This window comes from Terribacillus sp. AE2B 122 (assembly GCF_902497585.1).
In the GTDB taxonomy this organism is placed as follows: Bacteria; Bacillota; Bacilli; order Bacillales; family Amphibacillaceae; genus Terribacillus; species Terribacillus saccharophilus_A.
Window position 1 is genome coordinate 65,463 of the sequence record NZ_LR700945.1, and the last position, 15,564, is coordinate 81,026.

The window sequence follows — 15,564 nt, forward strand, 5'->3', positions numbered from 1 at the left end:
TCACCGAGCTGGTGAATCGTCTTTTTTCGTTTCTGCACTAGAATCCTCCTTAACTGGTTAGACTATGGAAAAAGAGTTAAGGAGAGATGAGGTTTGAAGAAAACGATTATTGTCTTGAGCTTTTTATTCATATGCTTCATGGTGGTCTCCTTTGTGATAGAACTGAAAAATGGAGATACGAATTCCTGGACCAAAGGCGGAGGCAGGGTGATTATGAGTGCACTGCCGCTAGGCTTGCTCTTTCTCAAGCGTAGCCCATTCCGTATACCTCATATTCTTGGATTTTACGGTCTGCTTGTTTGTACTTTCATCTTGGGTGCCATATTCCATTTTTATGATAAGTACAAGTGGTGGGATGTTACGCTTCATGTGGTAGGCAGTATGTATATTGCCTGGCTTGCCTTGGCTATCTATCGCTATAAAGTACTGCGACCAGCAGGCATCTATATTTCACGCTGGATCATCTTCCTATTTGTCTGCGGTATGGCGACAATAGGGAGTGCGATATGGGAAAGCGTCGAGTTCATCGGAGACATGACGGTGACAAGTGTCATGCAGCGGAGCGGAAATACAGATACGATGACGGATTTGATTGCTGGATTGCTCGGAGGAGTGATTTTAGGTATATATGCTTTATTTCGGAATAAGCCGCTGGAAGGGAAAGAGATACGTGGTTGAAGAGAGCTGCATTTTTTACTTGCAGCTCTTTTTTTATTGTTATTAGGTATTTGTTTTTTTACCCGTACACACTTCTCTGAAATAGGGTGAAACATATTTTTAAAAATAGCAAGGAGCCCTAATTTCACCTTTACATTATGTTGCATTTACAACATAATGATGTTTGAAGGATATATTAATAGTGAAGGTAGGTATTATTTTGGCTTCATATAAAATTATACAAGATAAAAATGATCTGGAAAAAGCAAAAGCGATACGGCTAGCTGTATTTGTAGAAGAGCAAGGAGTCGCGTTAGAGGATGAATTCGATCAGTTTGATGTGTTAGAAGACAGCTGCCAACACATCCTTGTCTATCATGAAGGAGAAGCAGTTGGAACTGGGCGTATTCGTTATGTAGATGATTATGCTAAATTGGAACGCATTTGTATGCTGGAACAGTATCGGAAGTATGGATTAGGCAGCGTTATCATTTCAAGTCTTGAAGAGATAGCGAAGCAAACAGATAAAAGGAAATATAAACTCCATGCGCAAGTCCAAGCTAAAGGATTCTATGAGAAGCTCGGTTATAAGGGCATTTCAGATGAATTCGATGAGGATGGGATTCCTCATCTTATTATGGAGAAACAGGAAAATGTGGGTTAGAGGCATACTCTTTTTTTCGGGTCTTCTCTTGATGACTCTAGGAATTGCCCTTACTATTGAAGCGGATTTGGGAACATCTCCTTTCGATGCGGTACTTGTTGGATTAGCGGATAGTGCGGGTATGACGGTGGGAATCTGGGAAATTATCCTTGCAGGTCTTTTCATTCTGGTAAATTCCCTTCTTACTCGAACAGCACCTGAATTAGCAGGGTTGCTGACTGCATTCGCAACTGGTCTTTTTCTCGATGGGTGGTTATTTCTGCTGGTAGGGATGGAACTTGAGTCGATAATCAGCCGAGCCGGTTTGTTCCTTTGTGCACAGCTTCTTCTTGCTGCAGGAACAGCTTTGTACCTGCATACAAAGTTCGCACCTATTCCGATTGATCGACTTATGCTTGTATTAATCGATAAATTACATTCAAGTGTAGCTGTCACTAAGACATTTTTGTACGCAGTCTGCCTTGTTTCTGCCTTTTTGCTTGCAGGCCCGATTGGACCGGGTACTGTACTGACTGTTTTATTAGGAGGCTTTTTGCTGCAATATGCTTTTATTGTTCTTCAGCGCCTAGGTATAATGCCAATCTATGAATCGTCTAAATCCTAACGGAAGACGATTCATTTTTTTATTTCTAATATAGCGCTTACATAGTGTTATTACTTTGTTAGAATAAAAGCAGAATGATTGCGCTGTATCATGGGCGCCAAATGAACCTGGAAAGGGGCAGTTGGGATGAAGGCTACAGATGCACAAGATTTGATGCAGTTGACAGAGCAATACGGAGCAAATAATTATCACCCGCTTCCGATCGTCATAGCGAAGGCGGAAGGAGTATGGGTAGAGGATACCGCTGGCAAGCGTTACATGGATATGCTCAGTGCCTATTCGGCAGTGAACCAAGGGCATCGCCATCCGAAAATTATCAAAGCGCTAATCGAGCAGGCACAGAAGGTTACGCTCACATCCCGTGCCTTTCATAATGATCAGCTAGGTTTATGGTATGAAAAAGTTGCATCATTAACTGGCAAGGACATGATTCTGCCGATGAACACTGGTGCTGAAGCTGTGGAGACAGCTTTTAAAGCAGCAAGGCGCTGGGGATATGATGTGAAGGGAATTTCAGATGAACAAGCAGAAGTCATTGTGTGCAGCGGAAACTTTCATGGCCGGACGATGACTGCAGTCTCACTATCCTCAGAAGCAGAATATCGCCGCGGATTCGGTCCGATGATCCCGGGAATTAAAGTTATTCCGTATGGTGATCTGGATGCTTTGAAGTCAGCCATCACGCCACACACTGCTGCCTTCATACTGGAGCCTATCCAAGGGGAAGCAGGCATTATCATCCCGCCAGAAGGGTATTTAAAAGCAGCATCGGAATTGTGTAAGGAAGAGAATGTCTTATTCATCGCTGATGAGATTCAAGTAGGGTTGGGACGTACGGGTAAGCGTTTCGCTTGTGACTGGGAAGATGTCACTCCTGACTTGTTTATCCTTGGAAAGGCCCTGGGCGGCGGAGTCTTCCCGATTTCCTGTGTGGCAGGGGATAAAGATGTCTTAGAAGTCTTCAACCCTGGCTCGCATGGTTCCACATTTGGGGGGAATCCATTAGCTTGTGCTGTTTCGATTGCAGCACTGGATGTGCTCGAAGACGAAGATCTTGCTGCCAGGTCTCAACGTCTAGGAACGTATCTCCAGGAACAGCTGCAGCAGCTAACTTCAGATAAGATCAAAGAAATCAGAGGCAGAGGATTGTTTGTCGGTATCGAATTGACGGAACCAGCAAGGCCGTACTGCGAAAAACTGAAAGAGCTTGGTGTGCTTTGCAAAGAGACACATGAGACGGTAATTCGCATTGCTCCGCCGCTGGTTATTACCGAAGATGAGCTGGAATGGGCTTTGGAACGATTGAAGCAAGTATTACAGTAAAAGACAAGGGAGAGATAACGATGAAGCTAGGAACGAGTGAATTGAATACAGCTCCGATTGCCCTTGGCTGTATGCGGATGAATGATTTGAATACGCAGGAAGCTGTAAAAGTAATTGAAGCAAGTGCTGAGGCTGGTATCAACCTATTCGATCATGCTGATATTTATGGCGCCGGAGCGTCAGAGGAAGTTTTTACTGCTGCACTTAAAGAAAGCACGATTAAGCGAGAGGATGTAATTCTACAGTCGAAATGCGGAATCCGCAAAGGGTATTTCGATTTTTCAAAGGAACATATTCAGTCCAGTGTGGATGCTATCCTCAATAGGCTGCAGACAGATTATCTCGATATCCTATTGCTGCATCGTCCGGATGCGCTGATGGAGCCAGAGGAAGTAGCGGAGGCTTTCCAGAAGCTGAAGGAAAGCGGAAAGGTAAGGTACTTTGGTGTCAGCAACCACCATCCTCATCAAATAGAGCTGTTGAAGCAATATGTAAAAGATGATCTGATTATCAATCAGCTTCAACTCAGTTTGATGCACACGCCTTTAATTGACGCTGGATTAAATGTGAACATGCAGAACAGAGAGTCAGTCGTGAGGGACAGCGGTTTACTTCCGTATAGTCAGCTTAACAAGATGACGGTACAGGCGTGGTCGCCATTCCAATTTGGTATGATAGAAGGCGTATTCGTCGACAACCCAGACTTTCCGGAAGTAAATGCAGCACTACAGGAACTGGCGGATAAGTATACCGTAAGCAAATCAGCGATTGCGATTGCCTGGATATTGCGCCATCCTGCCTCAATCCAAGCTGTTATAGGTTCTATGAATCCGGAACGAATCCAAGCTATTTGTAAGGCGCAGGATGTACGGTTGACTAGGGAAGAGTGGTACAAATTGTATCGAACAGCAGGTAATAATCTACCTTGATTAAATAATGACACAGGAGCGGATTGTCCTTTGGGCAATCTGTTTTTTAGTATGGTAATAACTAGTAGAATAAGCTTGACATGTGACACGGTGTCACATATAATCTATTTATCATCAATTGTGACACGGTGTCATATGTTTAGGCAGGAGGGAAGAAATGCCGAAGCAAACCTTTCTTTCTTTACCGGAAGATAAACAAAATACATTGATTCAATCAGCAAAAAAAGAATTTTCTCGTGTCCCCCTGCATGAAGCGTCTATAGCGAACATCATTAAAGATGCCGGAATACCTAGAGGCAGCTTTTATCAGTATTTCGAGGATAAAGAAGATCTGTATTATTATCTGCTGAATCAGGTAGCGCAGGAGAATAATAAAAAGCTGAATTCTATTCTTCAGGAAAAGAAAGGGAACTTATTCGAAGCCTTGTTAGAACAGTTCCGATATATGATTTCTTTACGTCATCATGAAGAGCATAATGACTTTCTTCGGTATGCTTTTCTGAATATGAACCATAGGAAAGAAAATACTATGGCAAACAACATATATAAAGAAAGCTTGAAGAATGAGCGCTCTCAAACACTTGAGATGGTGGATATCTCTTTTCTGAATATAGAAGATAAGCAGGAGCTATCGCATGTCATTCGAATTGTCGGAGCTATTACTTTTCATAATCTTGTGCAGGTATTCGTTCATGATCTTACGGATGAAGAAGCCATCTACAATTATGAAGCACAAATTAGTTTGATAAAAAAAGGACTGCAAAGGAAAGAGGTCGACTGATGTACAGCACTGTAATCAAAAAAAGTGATGATTTGATGAAGAAGCTAGTGGAGACACTGCAAAAGCAAGGAATCAACGCAACACTCTGCAAACGGCCGCTTTTGCAGCACTAAAAATTAAATAAAGGGAGATAGAAATTTGAACACCGATGCAACACAACCTAGAAAAGTACCATATTTGATGCTGGCGATTTTATTTGTAGGAGCATTTGTCTCCTTCTTAAATAACTCTTTACTGAATGTCGCCTTGCCATCTATCATGGTTGACTTAGATATTAAGGATTATTCAACAGTACAATGGCTTGCGACCGGTTATATGCTGGTCAGCGGTGTGCTGATTCCAGCCTCCGCATTTTTAGTTACTCGATTCTCTAACCGTATGTTGTTTATTACAGCGATGATTATCTTTACATTAGGTACTGCCTTGGCAGCATTCGCACCGAACTTCGGCCTATTGCTGACTGGGCGTATGATCCAAGCGGCGGGTTCTTCTGTAATGGGACCTTTGCTGATGAACATCATGCTCGTTAGTTTCCCACGTGAAAAACGCGGTACAGCTATGGGTATCTTCGGTTTAGTTATGATTACAGCACCAGCTATCGGACCTACTTTATCAGGGTATATCGTAGAGTATTATGATTGGCGTGTATTGTTTGAAATGATTCTTCCGTTGGCAGTAATCAGCTTGTTACTTGCTGTCTGGAAGCTTAAGAATGTGATGCAGCAAAATACAGAAGCTACACTAGATTATCTATCTATTGTGCTTTCTTCCATCGGTTTCGGTGGTTTGCTTTATGGATTCAGTTCCGCAAGCTCTGACGGCTGGACAGATCCAATCGTACTTACAACATTGATTGTCGGTGCAATTGCTTTAATTGTCTTTGTCATGCGTCAGTTGCGCATGGAGAAACCATTATTGGATTTGCGTGTTTATAAACATCCGATGTTTGCACTTTCTTCCGTTATTTCTGTCGTAAATGCTGTGGCAATGTTCTCAGGTATGATTTTGACACCAGCATACGTTCAGAATGTACGCGGAATTTCACCATTGGATTCAGGATTAATGATGCTTCCTGGTGCCATCATCATGGGTGTGATGTCACCAATTACCGGTCGTCTATTCGATAAATTCGGACCGCGTATCTTGGCAGTGGTCGGTTTAGCTATAACGGCAGTTTCTACTTATATGCTTGCACACCTACAGCTGGATTCCAGCTATGCCTATATCATCTTCATCTACACATTGCGGATGTTTGGTATGTCGATGGTAATGATGCCGATCATGACAAATGGTCTGAACCAATTGCCAACGGTTCTGAACCCGCATGGTACAGCAGTGAACAACACGGCTCAGCAAGTATCCGGTTCAATCGGTACAGCTATCTTAGTCACAATCATGAACTCTGTTACGAAAAATGAAGGTGAAAGCTTGATGGCAGGAGTGGACCCGACTACTTTAACAGAAGCATCTACTGCGCTAATGCAGCAGAAAGCACTGTTAGCGGGTATTCATGCTTCCTTCTATGTAGCACTAGCTATTAATATTGTGGCATTGGTGCTGGCACTGTTTGTAAAACGTGTGGACACTAGCAGTGATGCTGTAAGGAAAATTGAAAAACAAGATAGGAGCGGTCAGGTTAATCCTGAGCCCGCAAAATAAAAAGAATGGATCCGGTTTTACCGGGTCCATTCTTTTTTGTAGATAATATATTTCGGTTAGGTCACAGTCACTGCAAATCTCAGGTTTTTCCTTCCCTCTACACTCATTTTATCTTAAGAAAATCTTAAGAATATTTTTCCAAAAATTATATTGCTTGCCTTTTGGTAGTGGTGTACTATTTCCTTAGTACAATTTTGGAACTTATTCCTATTCGTCCACGTAAAGAATTAACAGAGAGAGAAAAGGGAGGAAACCGATGCAAACTCAAGTAAAAGAACCTCAGAATAAATTGCCGAAAGAATCATTGCGCGTCGGATTGATAGGAGACGTCATTTTTGATGTGGTAGTACTGCTGATTTTTGCTGTTCTGTTTGGACTAGATTTTCTTTTCGAATGGCCGGCTTGGATTGGAACAGTACTTTTAATTCTGTTAATCATCTCTGTACCGCTCTTAATCATTGGCTACTTAGGAACCGTTATCGACCATCGCAACTGGCGCTATGATATAGACGAGGAATATGTCCAGTTGAGACAAGGAGCATGGTTCCAAAAGGATCAGCTTATTCCAGTCACGAAAATTCAGTCTGTTGAAACGAAGCAAGGACCACTTCTGAGGAGATACAAACTTCGGGCAGTGGAGATCGAGACAATGGCTGGGGAGTACAGCATCCCGGCATTACCTGATAAAGAGGCCTATGCATTGAGGGATGAAATTGCAGCATATGCTAAGGCAAAGGAAGAGGATGACTGATGGAGAAGAGACGTTATCATCCGGCTAATATGTTGTTTGCTATTGTGAAGATAATTAGGGGCTGGATTGTGCCGCTTATAATTGTTTTCTTTTTCAACAATACAGATGGTTGGGGATCATATGCAAAGTACGGCATTCTAGGAATAATGCTGCTTTCTATTATCAGTAGTATTCTAAAATGGCTTACAGATAAATATACAGCCGATGAGCGAGCGTTTCACTTGTACAGCGGTATCTTTTCAAAATCAAGTCGAACTGTTCCGTACGAAAAAATCCAAAATGTAACGAAGCATACAAATCTCCTACATCGCTTACTTCGATTAACTGCGATTAAGTTCGAAACAGGTTCCAAGGAGAAAGCTGTAGACTTTCAAGTCCTGACGAAAGAAGAAGCCTCTCGAATAGAGCAGTTGACCAAAGGAAATGTACAGGAGCAAGCTGCTATACAGGAAATAGAGATAAGCGGAGACGATTTAGAAGAAGAGGATGCAGTATCTGAACAGACAGTTCCTCATACTGAGAAGAAAATTATCCACTTCAAACCTACAAAAAAAGAACTTATCAGAGCATCATTCACTTCGTTGAGCTTTTTGCTGGTTCCGCCGCTGTTGATATCCTTCTTGCTGAAATTCGATATTTTCTTTGACTGGAGCGAAATGCGTCAGTATTTACCACTATTGAAAGTCTGGTGGATTACGGCATTTGGGCTTATCGGAATTATTGTGGTGTCCTTGCTTGTCGGGATGTGGCGGGTTGTGCAAAAGTATGCCAACTATGAGCTGGCGTCAGATGATGAATATATTTATATCCAGACAGGGCTTTTAAGTGAATCAGCCTTTTCCATTCGGAAAGATAGGGTACAAGGCATTGAAATCACCCAGCCGGTCTTGCATCGACTGTTAGGGTTAGCGAAGGTGAAGCTGATTAGTACAGGTTCTCTGGATATTAGCGACGAGACGGAAACTATCAACTCGCTATATCCTTATTTTCCGCTGAAACAGGCAAAGATCCTGATTACCGAAATATTACCGGAGTATGAGGTACAGCTTTCGATGGAGAGACTGGAGCAGAAGGTATTGCTTTACCGCTTGCTGCAGCCGAGTATTATTTGGCTCGGCGTGACCATCACCATGTATTTCTGGCGCCCAGAGTTGCTGGGCTATGAAATAAAGTGGTGGATTGTTTCTATCGTTCTGCTTATCGTGATAGAAGGGTATCGCTATTTGGATTTTAAACATACGAGCTATCTGATTAGCGAGAAATTCTTCCAGACTAAAATGGGAGCATTAACAACAACACTGTTTGTGACAAAACGAAACAAAATGATTGAGATTGCTCGCAGTCAGAACCCGATGCAACGCTGGCTTAAGCTGGCAACAATCGAATCCGTCAATCGAGCGAAGCCGGTTCTGCATAATAAAATAAAAGATATTCCAGCAAGTGAAGCGAATCGTTTTTATGAATGGTTTCACCAACGGACAAAAGATGTCCGGAGAAGATAGGGAGAAGGGACAGCCCAATACGGGCTGTCCCTTTTTAATCAGTACACTTCACCTAGTATTTATTTGTCCTTCTCGGACCCATCTTCTTTTGCGTTATCTATCTTTTCATCAACAGTACCCTCTGTATACGTATCCTTAACTTGCTCATGAGTATCCGAAATACCCTTATCCACTGAATTTGATGATTCATTGTCTTGAGGTTTGTACATCTTTTCGGCTACCTCATTTGCAACTTCTTGCTTTGAATTATCCATCTTTTATTCCTCCTTCCATATATTCTTTAGTTTCCCGAATCGGAGGGAAAATATGTTTGGTAATTTGAATGAATAATATTCTGATCTATATAATTAATAAGTTCTGTCCTTTTGCTGGAACGTTTATCATAGGGTTATTATGGGAAACCTTGAAGTAAGAAAGCGGATAGTGCAGAAATTTGACATAAGGAAATTCTTTACTGTGTAAACGCTTTCATTGTAGAATGTATATAAGCAAGTTCTGCATCCTCAAAAAAGAAGGAGTGGACAGTAATGAAGAAAAATGAGAATAATTTTTTCGTAGGATTATTATATGGTACAGGCTTGAGTATTCCGCTTTGGGTTACGTTCTTTGCAGTAGTGAAAGGTATTTCCGAAGTGGTGTCCTAAAGCAAGAAAAGAAGCGTCAGCTGCGGCTGACGCTTTTTTTCATGTATACTTATAGAAAAAAAAGGACGTTTTAAAATGCAGGATTTCAATACAATCTATGAACTGATGGAAAATGCTTTTCCGCCTGAGGAATATCGCAGCTATGCGGAGCAAAAAGCGCTGCTTGAGAGGGAAGATTATCACATTCACATATATGAAAAACAAGATAAACTTGCGGCGTTTTGTGCGATTTATAACTTGCAGGAATTAACGTTTATTGAACATATTGCAGTCAATGAAGATTTTCGAGGCCAAGGTATGGGCAGTAAGATCATGAAAGAAGTTATAACCAGCTCAGATAAACCGATCATTCTCGAGGTGGAACCGCCAGAAAGAGAAGAAAATGCTGCCCGCCGCGTGCGATTTTATGAGAAACTAGGGTTTCACCTGCATGACTTTCCTTATGAGCAGCCGCCCTTGCGGCAGGGAGAAGCACCTCTTCCTTTGCAGCTTATGAGCTATCCATATGCTTATGAAGCAGAAGCATTCGAACGAGTCAAAGATACAATTCTCCAGAGCGTTTACGGAATATAAAAGAACGCCTGCCCGGCGTTCGTCTCGTTATCGATAATCATGCTTGTCTTTCCGATAGGCGCGAAGGGTAGATCGTAAGGCTGCATAGCTTCCAATAGCGGCATAGCCATAAAAATAGCCCATAAAAATAGCCGCAATCAGATTGTGGGGATGGCTGAAAAAGATAGATAAAATCAAACCGCTCAGTAAGGCAATCGTAGGCGTATACTTGCCGGGAAGCGGCAGCAGGTGCTTTACGATTTGCGTAAAAATAAGAACGATGGGCACACCGAGCACGGCATCCCAGAAGTTCGTCATGATCATAGGAAATTCCAACGTCCCTACCTCCTTTGTATAACGTATGCTGGGCTGTCCCAACTTATTAAGGATGGAGTTAAATTTCCTTTATGAGCTGAAAAACCGTTTAGCAAACGGCGGGGTTGGGAAACAGATTATTAAGAAAACTAGCAATATAGTAGAAGTGCATTTTTACAATTGACCTGTATATATGGGATGGTGTATAGTGAATGTACACAAGATATAGTGTAACGGAGGCCATGAATATGCAAAGATACCTATTCGAGTACAAAATCCTGCCAACTGGCGAAACAAGTGAATTCAGTCACGTTGCAGCTTCTGAGGAAGAAGCGCGCCAGTCCATTAAGGAACGTGTGGCAGATTTGGAATTCGTTGAACCAGAAGAAGTCGAAATCGGCACCTTGCTACGTACATTGGATGCAAGCAAACAATATTACGAATGTGAAGGATGCACCTGATTAAAAAGGCGACCCAGAGCTAATGCTCATGGGTCGCCTTTTTTTATAGCTTGAATACTGCAATTGATTCATTAAGCTGACGGCTTATATGCGTCAGTTCTTCTGCGGATGTTGCGATATTTGCGACAGCTTGAATTTGATCGGCAATCGAGGCTGCGATTTCTTCAACACTGGCAGCTGTTTCTTCAGATACACTGGATGCATTTTGGATGCTGTCCGTAATGTCATTCGTTTGTGCAGTGACTTGCTTGATTTCTTCGAGTAATCTGTTGCCGGCATTCTTTGTGGCTTCTGCTGCCGCCTCGATGGCTGTGAACTCAGCAGCTGTAGCAATGACAGAATGATTTAGCTGTTCTGCCTGCTGTTTATTTGATTCAATTCGAGCTACATTTTCTGCTGCTTCTTTCGTAATGGAGCTAATCATTTGCTGAATCTCTTTCGTAGCAGCATTAGACTGATCAGCAAGCTTTCGAACTTCGCTTGCAACTACAGCAAAGCCTTTGCCATGTTCTCCTGCCCGTGCTGCTTCGATACTTGCATTAAGAGCAAGTAAATTCGTTTCTTCTGTTATATTCTCTATTACATCAGTAATTCGGACAATCTGCTGCAAGTTCTTATCAAGTTCCTGCATTCCAGCTGAGATAGCTTCTACTGATTGCATCGAAGCATTATTGGCCGACGTCAAATCATGCATCATATTGCTGCCTTTTGTTGTTGCTTCACTTGTTTGAAGTGCGGCTTGGGCTATTGCATCACTTTGCGCTGTCATCATGTGGATAGAATCGTTGAATCCGCTTAGATGATATGTTGTCGTTTCCAGATCAGATGCTTGAGAGCTAGCTCCATTGGCAATATCATCTACTGCCACGCCGACTTGTTCGCTGCTTGCAGATGTTTCCTCACTGACTGCGGAGAGCTCGGAAGCTGCATCTGATACTTTATCACTGGATTGGATGATGCTTTGTACTAGTGAACGCAGTTCGCCAGACATTTTCGTGAAAGCATTACTTAGAACACCAATTTCATCCTTGGTTTCTTTTAGCTCTTGTTCTCTGAAATCACCGGCAGCAAGCTGTGTAGCTGCGTCCGTCACCGCTTTTAATTGTGTCAGTTTCGGCCGGATCAAAAAATAAAAAAGAACGAGACTCAGTATGGTAAGGGCTGTTGTAACCGCAATTATAAACCATTTAACACTTTCCAGATCCTTATAGAAAAGATCCGTATAGACAGTTATACCTACCGTCCAATTCCAAGGCTGGAAATAGTTCACATAAGCCATCTTCTCCCTAACATCTCCTGATTTCTCATCGGTGTCATCGTAGCTTAGAAAGCTATCTGCATCTTCTTCATCGGTCGATTGGGCTAATAAAATCATATCTTCTCTATTTTTCTTTGTACTGTCATCCGCCGGAGGTGAGCCAATCTCCTCGGTTGGGTGAAGCACCATATTAGCTTGGTTATCGTAAGCGATAATATATCCGGCGCCGTCTTTATAATTGAAATTTGATTGCGATAAGTCATGTGCGCCGTCTTCGATAGGACCATTCAAGATATTACGTGCTTCTTCCTGTGCTTCTTCTAAGGTCATTTCACCATTTTCCACGCGCTCGTTCAACACTGTGAGCAGACTGGTGGCACTATTGGCCATATGCTGCAAATCCATCTTTCCAGCATCAATCAATTCATTCTTTGCTGTCATATAACTGATGGTACCGACAGCCGCGCCGCAGATAATCGTGATCACTGCAACGACAATCATTAACCTTGTTGCTAAGCCATGTCTCTTTTTCATGGTAATCCCCCTCTGAACATAGATCCGTTCACCTATATAATCGGTGTTTGAAAACGTTTGTGAAGTGAAAAAGAAGAAGGATATAATTTTTTTGTAAATATCATCTAAAAATTGGAAAGGAAGATGCGCAATGACGGCAATAACGCATATTGGCATGACGGTTTCCAATCTCGATGCTGCAATCAATTGGTATAAGGAGGCATTAGGCTTCCGGATCATTGCTGGACCATTCGACATGAAAACAGAAGAAGGTGACATGACCCGTGATCTTCAGGGAGAGAAAGTGAAGCACATCCGGAATGTCCATATGAGTGCATCAAATCAAGTTGGTATTGAATTATTCGAGTTTGTTGTGCCGGAAACAAGAGGAGAGGCGTCTAGAAAACCTTGGGAACCGGGAATATTCCATTTATGTGTAGTAGCAGAAGGTGGAGATGTGCATGGCATGGCAAAAAAAATAGAGAAGACAGGCGGAAAAATCATCAGCAAAATATGGACGCTGGATGAAGAAAAAGGTTATTGTCTTGTATACTGCCAGGATCCATTCGGAAATATTATTGAGGTTTATTCACACAGTACAGAACAGATTTATGCTAACCGTTAACGAATCATGGCAGTTTAGTAATGGGAAAAAGGTTATGCAGATGCACCCATGTCTGGAAAAACAAGTATGGCATCTAGACAGTCCGCACCCTTTACCGGTTTGGGTCTATCTGCTATACAGCATGTCCTCTATAATTGTGACAATATCTGATTAGTATCAGCAAAGGAGGACATGCATGTATATGAAACGACAGTTACTTATAGGGATTTTAGTTCTTTTTGGCGCATTTATTCTGCTCTATCCATCAACGAGTTTCGCCCAAAGCGGCACTGTTGATGTTGATACGACTTTAAATGTCCGGGCAGAGCCGTCCACTTCTTCCGCTATTATCGGGAGTCTTCAACCGGGCGAGACAGTCAATCTGTTGGAAGTGACAAACAGCTGGGGCAAGATTACATACAAAGGCAAAACAGGTTATGTAAGCATGACTTACATACAGACAGGTTCTGGTGCATTAGAAGGAAAGACAATTGCTATTGATGCTGGGCATGGCGGCAAGGACAGCGGTGCTGTCGCAAACGGTGTGCTCGAAAAGAATGTTGTTCTGCCTATTGCACAGAAAACAGAAGCGAAGCTCAAAGCACAAGGTGCTGATGTGATCATGACTAGATCAGGGGATACATTCATTGAGCTGGAAGATCGAGCTGCTAAGGCAAATGCAGCAGGAGCGGATGTATTTGTGAGTATTCATGCAAATGCTTCCTCGGCAACATCTGCTAGCGGCACGGAAGTCTATTATTATCCTGGGTCATCTAGCGGCCAATCACTAGCGAACAGTGTGCAAAGTGGTCTCGTGAACCAGCTTGGATCACGTAATCGTGGCATTAAGAGTGCTGATTTCAATGTTCTTCGAAACACAAGCATGCCTGCTGTACTAGCAGAGATCGGGTTCGTCACAAATGCTGCAGAAGCGGGTAAGCTGGCATCGAGTGCATATCAGGACAAAGCAGCCACTGGACTTGTGCAAGGAGTAAAAGAATACACAGAATAATCTATTTATTTATTCCGGTAAAAGGCAGCAAATCTAGTATTTGCTGCCTTTTACTTTCATTGACTTGATCAAGTAGCGTATAAAAGCTCTGATTTCCTTTAAGGAGAGGAATTGTAAAATATTTGGCAAGACTATTAGACTATTAATTGGTAACATATTCATCTATAATGGATGGCGAATCTACAAAATTCTACAAACACGGAAGGGGAAATCGTATGCTAGGAAAACATCTGACGCACCGCTCGCTGTTGGTCTTTATTATCGCACTTATAGCAGTTGTTGCTTTTATGCCGGCAACGAGTTATGCGAATAGCGGAACTATCGACGTATCAACGTCTCTGAATGTAAGAGCAGAGCCTTCTAATGATGCAGATGTAATTGGTAAACTGCAAGGCGGACAAGCAATTGAAATTAAGGAAGTCAATCATGACTGGGGCAAGATAGATTATTATGGGCAAGAAGGATACATAAGTATGGTGTTTGTCAGCGGAGCCCAAGACTCGGGTTCTGCACAAGCAGATGTGCAGCAGACTTCACAGACTGCTGACGCAACCGAAGGCTATGTCCAAGTTGCCACTTCGTTGAATGTCCGATCAACTCCGGATATGTCAGCTTCTGTAGTAGACAGTCTGTATAATGGTGATGCTGTCTCTATTCTTTCGATTGATAATAATTGGGCACAAATTGAACATAATGGAACAACGGGTTATGTGAGCATGGACTTCATTACGACAAGTGAAAATGAAGCATCTTACAGCCTGTCACCGTTAAAAGGAAAAACTATTGTAATTGATGCAGGTCATGGCGGAAAAGACAGCGGCGCAATCGGGGATTACTTTTATGAGAAGTCCGTCGTCCTGTCCATTGCATTAAAAACACAAGCACAGCTGGAGAATTTAGGCGCGAATGTAATCATGACGCGGGATGATGATACATTTGTAGCGCTGGAAGCAAGAGCAGCCATGTCAAATGCTGCGAATGCATCTATGTTCGTGAGTATTCACTTGAATGCTACTTCAGAGGAATACGTCAGCGGTACGGAAGTTTACTATTATCCGGATGGAGATACGAGTGTCCAGCTCGCTTCGAAAGTACAGGATAATCTTTCTTCTCAGCTTGGATCGATTGACCGAGGTACACAGGCAGCTGATTTTAGTGTCCTGCGTAATACCAATGCACCAGCGATCCTAGCGGAAATTGGTTATATTACCAATTCAGCAGAATCTGCTAATCTGGCAACAAGCAGCTATCAGGAAAAAGCTGCATCTGGAATTGTGCAGGGACTGGAGAATTATTATCAATAAAAAACACGAAACGATGCGGAAATTCCGCATC

General features: G+C 42.5%; 17 protein-coding genes. 14 read left to right on the plus strand and 3 right to left on the minus strand.

Translation table 11 applies throughout. The features are described from left to right. Window positions 1-93 precede the first annotated feature (93 nt). The 9 genes from AE2B122_RS11235 to AE2B122_RS11275 all read left to right on the plus strand — a co-directional run bounded on the left by AE2B122_RS11235 (window position 94) and on the right by AE2B122_RS11275 (window position 8,870). Complete coding sequence (locus AE2B122_RS11235; protein ID WP_095218864.1) at window positions 94-678, plus strand: membrane-spanning protein; 585 nt, start codon at window positions 94-96, stop codon at window positions 676-678. 199 nt (window positions 679-877) lie between these two features. Further along, window positions 878-1,321 carry a GNAT family N-acetyltransferase gene (locus AE2B122_RS11240; RefSeq protein ID WP_175074141.1) on the plus strand — a complete coding sequence of 148 codons (444 nt, stop codon included), beginning with the start codon at window positions 878-880 and terminating at the stop codon, window positions 1,319-1,321. Then, the gene (locus tag AE2B122_RS11245; RefSeq protein ID WP_175074142.1) at window positions 1,311-1,925 is read left to right on the plus strand and encodes a YitT family protein; all 615 of its coding nucleotides are present in this window, start codon (window positions 1,311-1,313) and stop codon (window positions 1,923-1,925) included. The genes AE2B122_RS11240 and AE2B122_RS11245 overlap by 11 nt, the downstream gene beginning before the upstream one ends. 126 nt (window positions 1,926-2,051) lie before the next feature. Next, the gene (locus AE2B122_RS11250) at window positions 2,052-3,248 is read left to right on the plus strand and encodes an ornithine--oxo-acid transaminase (RefSeq protein ID WP_095270825.1); all 1,197 of its coding nucleotides are present in this window, start codon (window positions 2,052-2,054) and stop codon (window positions 3,246-3,248) included. Beyond that, the gene (locus AE2B122_RS11255; RefSeq protein ID WP_245840346.1) at window positions 3,212-4,177 is read left to right on the plus strand and encodes an aldo/keto reductase family oxidoreductase; all 966 of its coding nucleotides are present in this window, start codon (window positions 3,212-3,214) and stop codon (window positions 4,175-4,177) included. The genes AE2B122_RS11250 and AE2B122_RS11255 overlap by 37 nt, the downstream gene beginning before the upstream one ends. A 157-nt stretch (window positions 4,178-4,334) precedes the next feature. After that, entirely contained in the window at window positions 4,335-4,958 is a 624-nt protein-coding gene (locus AE2B122_RS11260; RefSeq protein ID WP_095270827.1) for a TetR/AcrR family transcriptional regulator, read from the plus strand. Window positions 4,959-5,138: 180 nt separating this feature from the next. Further along, a complete protein-coding gene (locus AE2B122_RS11265; RefSeq protein WP_175074283.1) occupies window positions 5,139-6,617 on the plus strand; it encodes a DHA2 family efflux MFS transporter permease subunit in 1,479 nt (492 codons plus the stop codon). Window positions 6,618-6,873: 256 nt separating this feature from the next. Next, the gene (locus AE2B122_RS11270; RefSeq protein ID WP_095218860.1) at window positions 6,874-7,368 is read left to right on the plus strand and encodes a PH domain-containing protein; all 495 of its coding nucleotides are present in this window, start codon (window positions 6,874-6,876) and stop codon (window positions 7,366-7,368) included. Further along, window positions 7,368-8,870, plus strand: coding sequence for a PH domain-containing protein (locus tag AE2B122_RS11275; RefSeq protein WP_175074143.1), 1,503 nt, complete (start codon window positions 7,368-7,370; stop codon window positions 8,868-8,870). The genes AE2B122_RS11270 and AE2B122_RS11275 overlap by 1 nt, the downstream gene beginning before the upstream one ends. A gap of 59 nt (window positions 8,871-8,929) precedes the next feature. Here the strand turns inward: AE2B122_RS11275 and AE2B122_RS11280 are convergent, their stop codons facing one another. Then, the gene (locus tag AE2B122_RS11280; RefSeq protein ID WP_095218858.1) at window positions 8,930-9,124 is read right to left on the minus strand and encodes a YozQ family protein; all 195 of its coding nucleotides are present in this window, start codon (window positions 9,122-9,124) and stop codon (window positions 8,930-8,932) included. 465 nt (window positions 9,125-9,589) lie between these two features. Here AE2B122_RS11280 and AE2B122_RS11285 point away from each other — a divergent pair, with 465 nt between their 5' ends. Next, the gene (locus tag AE2B122_RS11285; RefSeq protein WP_095218857.1) at window positions 9,590-10,087 is read left to right on the plus strand and encodes a GNAT family N-acetyltransferase; all 498 of its coding nucleotides are present in this window, start codon (window positions 9,590-9,592) and stop codon (window positions 10,085-10,087) included. 27 nt (window positions 10,088-10,114) lie between these two features. On the opposite strand, the gene AE2B122_RS11290 is transcribed toward AE2B122_RS11285, so the two are convergent. Further along, the gene (locus AE2B122_RS11290) at window positions 10,115-10,402 is read right to left on the minus strand and encodes a hypothetical protein (RefSeq protein WP_038558483.1); all 288 of its coding nucleotides are present in this window, start codon (window positions 10,400-10,402) and stop codon (window positions 10,115-10,117) included. A gap of 227 nt (window positions 10,403-10,629) precedes the next feature. On the opposite strand from AE2B122_RS11290, the gene AE2B122_RS11295 reads away from it, so the two are divergent. After that, the gene (locus AE2B122_RS11295; protein ID WP_038558485.1) at window positions 10,630-10,842 is read left to right on the plus strand and encodes a hypothetical protein; all 213 of its coding nucleotides are present in this window, start codon (window positions 10,630-10,632) and stop codon (window positions 10,840-10,842) included. 43 nt (window positions 10,843-10,885) lie between these two features. Here the strand turns inward: AE2B122_RS11295 and AE2B122_RS11300 are convergent, their stop codons facing one another. After that, entirely contained in the window at window positions 10,886-12,634 is a 1,749-nt protein-coding gene (locus AE2B122_RS11300) for a methyl-accepting chemotaxis protein (protein WP_175074144.1), read from the minus strand. 130 nt (window positions 12,635-12,764) lie between these two features. Between AE2B122_RS11300 and AE2B122_RS11305 the strand changes: the two genes are divergently transcribed. From AE2B122_RS11305 to AE2B122_RS11315, 3 genes are all read left to right on the plus strand, one after another. Beyond that, a complete protein-coding gene (locus AE2B122_RS11305) occupies window positions 12,765-13,238 on the plus strand; it encodes a VOC family protein (RefSeq protein ID WP_095270862.1) in 474 nt (157 codons plus the stop codon). Window positions 13,239-13,419: 181 nt separating this feature from the next. Next, on the plus strand, window positions 13,420-14,229 hold the full coding sequence (locus tag AE2B122_RS11310; protein WP_175074145.1) for an N-acetylmuramoyl-L-alanine amidase: 810 nt from the start codon (window positions 13,420-13,422) through the stop codon (window positions 14,227-14,229). A gap of 215 nt (window positions 14,230-14,444) precedes the next feature. After that, on the plus strand, window positions 14,445-15,533 hold the full coding sequence (locus AE2B122_RS11315; RefSeq protein WP_175074146.1) for an N-acetylmuramoyl-L-alanine amidase: 1,089 nt from the start codon (window positions 14,445-14,447) through the stop codon (window positions 15,531-15,533). Window positions 15,534-15,564 lie beyond the last annotated feature (31 nt).